At 45.2% G+C, this 4,041-nt stretch carries 2 protein-coding genes; both read right to left on the reverse strand.

The features are described from left to right. Positions 1-11: 11 nt before the first annotated feature. Positions 12-341, reverse strand: coding sequence for a hypothetical protein (locus ACFILO_RS09005; protein WP_375632978.1), 330 nt, complete (start codon positions 339-341; stop codon positions 12-14). Between the two features lie 10 nt (positions 342-351). After that, entirely contained in the window at positions 352-3,927 is a 3,576-nt protein-coding gene (locus ACFILO_RS09010) for a hypothetical protein (protein ID WP_375678172.1), read from the reverse strand. Positions 3,928-4,041: the final 114 nt, after the last annotated feature.

A 4,041-nucleotide genomic window follows, 5' to 3' on the forward strand; every position in this document is an offset into this window, starting at 1 on the left:
TCTTATGATCTCTATTGGCTATGCTCTTTGATCAGCTGCTCGACTTCTTCAACACGAAAGCCAAGTTGAAAGAGCGGCGCATATTCGCTTTCCTGTAATTCATACTGACAACGCTTTTCGACAAAATCACCATTTAAATCAAACGGCATGGTTGTTGTTAGACAAACCTTATGCGTGTCATCTTCAATCCCCTCTTCTCCCTCTCCAAGCTCTTTAACAAAGACCCAATAAAAACGTGTTGCTAAAAGCATCTCTAGCCTTCTTACCGTTTCAACTTTGTCAAAAGAAAGCATGTTCAGATAATCTTGCTTGCTATTTAAATGTTCTGGATAATCTATCATCTACCCCTCCTCACAAATCACGGGAATGGCTACAACCACGCGCACATAATTGTTCATTACCTCTAGAATAAGATACCGTGGAGCGTGCAAAACATCCGCTATCTACACCATGACTCCACCCTCCTCCTCCTGATAACCATCTCATTTCTAACCTAGCCTGCCCCCTATTCGTTATTTGCATAGGAAACGTTCCTGCTAAAAACTGCCAAACATAACCGCAACCTTCCTCACAACCGATATGCGAGATCATACGACGATTTGCTGTATCAACGTGACCTCCTGAAGTCTTAGGAGAGGGGGGAGTCTTACCTTTAATACTTGTTTTGTCATTACTTCCATACATGGTTGAAGCAAATTCCACATCACTCAGTAAGGATTTCTTGACACGCATCATATCCGTTACATGATCTGTATAGGTACGACCTGTTGTGATCGGAACACCATATGCCGAGCGCGTATTTTCACCGGTGCCTGACTGAAGATAAATATCAACCCAAAGATCTGTAGAGGGGTCATAAACCATACCTTCTGGTGAACTATGCGGATGGTGATTGAGACACCAAACTGAATTGGGTAAAATATCCCCTGCTCTATAACCAGACAATGGATGACCGGAAATCGTACCAACATCCGCACAGAGCGTATGAAACCCTCCTATCTTTCGCGAATTACTCACTGTGTAATCCCTTGGATACGTAGAGTTTTCTGATAAAACAAATTTATGAGACTGTCCTCCATCAGAAACCAAATAAACATAATAATCCTTACCCGCCGAAAGAGAAGGAACGCTTATTCTTGTATCTACCGTATAACTTGCAACTAAAATATCATTGCCTAATGCCAAAGTTATGCGTGTTCCTTTTTTCAAGGTTAATTGCGCTTTGCCTGTCGCTACAAGAAACGGGGTGGAAATTGAAAGAACCGTTAAATTGGACTGTTTCAGTAAATTGTTTACCTCTTCCGCTAGCGCTTTTGCCTGTGAAGCTACTGTATGGGCTGTTGTTGCCGTTGCTAGGGAACTCTTGATACCTCCAAGCTCTTGTTTCGTCGTATCGGCTGTTGTTTTGGCTTCTTCTGCTGTCCTTTTCGCTCTATCGGCTACTTCTTTGGCTTTTTCGGCTTCGCTCTTGGCTTGATAGGCTTGTGAATCTGCCGACTCGGCTTTTTTCTTGGCTTCTTCTGAGTACATCCGCGCTAAACTTACGGGGGCTTTAAAATTCTCAACCACTTGGTTGATATCAATAACCCTACTCCTCGCAGACGAGGCTATTTTCTCTGCATTTTCTGCCTGATTGCGCGCTTGCGTCGCATCATGTCTTGCATAACCAGCAGACTCCTTGGCTTCCTTGGCTATTTTTTGTGCCTCTTCCGCTTCTTCTTCTAAAGACGCGGCTTTCTTACCCGCTGTTTCAGCTGCCTTTTGCGCCTCTCCTGCTATATATTTTGCATTACTCGCTATTTCCTTGGCTTTTTCTACTTCATTCTTGGCTTCATACGCTCGGTCATCGGCTTTCTCTGCTATTTTCTTGGCTTCTTCACCTGCCATTTCTGCTAATCTTGCTATAGTCTTAGCGTTATTGGCTGCTTCATTCGCGTCGTAAGCTTTACTCCACGCTTCATTTGCTGTGCTTTTTGCCTTTTCCGCCTCACTACGAGCTTGCCCAGCATCATGGTTGGCATAACCTGCTGTCTGTTTGGCTTCTTTCGCTATCTTTTCAGCTTCACCCGCTACTGTCTCTACCTGTGATGCCTTCTTTTGTGCACCATCAGCTACCTTCTTTGCCTCGTCCGCTGTCGACTTCGCACTATTGGCTAATTGTTTTAGACCATCCAAAGCACCTTTCGTTTCTTCTGCTACCTTCTCTGCTGCTTCCGCTTTACTCTTTGCTGCTGTAGCTATACCCTTCAACGCTTCTGCATCAACCTGCCCTGCCGTCTCTCCTGAACGCGCCGCAGACTCTGCTACCGCTTTCGCTTCAGAAGCTAATTTTGTAGCCTCCTCTGCACTCTGTTGGGCTTGATGAGCCGTCGCTGTTGCTGTATCCGCTGCACTTTTCGCTTCTAAGGCTATCGCTTTGGCATTACTTGCCTCTTCTTTTGCTTCTTCTGATACGCTCTTCGAAGAAGTCGCTGTTTGATTTGCTTCATTCGCAACTCTCTCTACACTTTCTGCTTTAACCTTTGCTTCTTCTGATAAACTTTTAGCATTAGAGGCTGTTTGACTTGCTTGTTCACTCGTGGATTTCGCTTCAGTCGCAACAGTCTTTAAACTTTCCGCTTTAGATTTCGCATCGCTAGCCTCTCTTACAGCTTGCTCTACTTTCTCCGTTGCTCTATCCGCTACATTCTTGGCTTCTTCTGCTGTGCTCTTCGCTGTATTCGCAACTGTCTCTACACTTTCGGCTTTAGCTTTTGCATCAGCGGCTGTCTGCTGTGAACTTACTGCTGTGCTATGAGCTGTTTCCGCTAAACTCTTAGCTTCACTCGACTTCGTTAACGCTTCTAAAGCTTTTTGCCCGATCTCATCACCAGCCTGTTTAGCTGTGGTAGCGGTCGATAATGCCGTTTCTGCAATACCTTTCACTTCTTCAGAAATATTCTTGACATCATTGACTAAGGTAAGCGCTGTAGATGCTTTATCCTTCGCTGCATTCGCTTCTGTAAGCGCATTGGTAGAGGCATTTTGGGCTTCTGTTGCAAGTTGTTTGGCTTCTTCTGAGAGTGTCTTAGATGACTCTGCTATCTGTTTGGATTCTCTTGACTCCGTTAATGCCTTCTCTACTGCCGTTTGTACTTGAGACGCTGTTTTTGTAAGTTCTCTAACAGAAGATGTCGCCCGTTCCGATAAACCTTTTGCTTCTTCGGCAATATCCTTCGCATCAGCGGCTGTCTGTTTGGCTCCATCTGCCTTCATACTTGCTTGTGTCGCTACTGTCTTAACTTCATGACACGTTGCTACCGCTGTTGCGGCTACTTGCGTCGTCTCTGTTGCTGTTTGGGAAGCATCTCTCGCTGTTTGTTCTGCACGTTCAGCAATGGATTTCGATTCATCGGCTAATCTCTTTGCTTCTGTCGAGACATGGACGGCGTTCTCACTTGCCTGCTTGACCTCTACAAAACTTTGCAATGCCGTAGCCAATGAACCTTTCGTACTACTTATTTCCCCTGTAGCTCTATCAAATCCTGCCTTCGCCTCTTCTGCCATTTGCTTGGCGGCTTCAGAGGCACTCTTGGCTTCTTCGGCTAATCCCTTGGCTGTATCCGCTGTATCTTTTGCAAGATTAGCCGTTGTCGTTACTGCTGTAACCGCTTCACCCGTTTTGGTAACTTCGCTAAGCGCTCTTTCCGATACTTTTTTCGCCTCTTCTGCAACCTGTTGCGCGCCATTCGCACGCGCCATGGCTTTTTCTGCTTCTTTCCTTGCATTAACAACCTGCTCTAACGGCGCAAAGGTTTCATACGAATACAAAGACGCCGTCCCTAAAAGCTTCGGAACAACAACACTGTCTTGAGAAGTTCCTGCTATCATTTCTTCTCTCGTCGCGACAGGTATCAAATATTCATGTTCATGATCGGGTATCTTCATCTGCTTTCGTCCTCACATCATTCAGAGCACTTCGTCTAATGAACACTCTTTCAAATCTTCAAACTCTTCTCTTAAGGTCTCTAAGCGCTTCTCTAAATCTTTCAGTGAACCATC

Origin of the sequence: Bartonella sp. AP72JLCBS (genome assembly GCF_042195705.1) — a bacterium.
In the GTDB taxonomy this organism is placed as follows: domain Bacteria; phylum Pseudomonadota; class Alphaproteobacteria; order Rhizobiales; family Rhizobiaceae; genus Bartonella.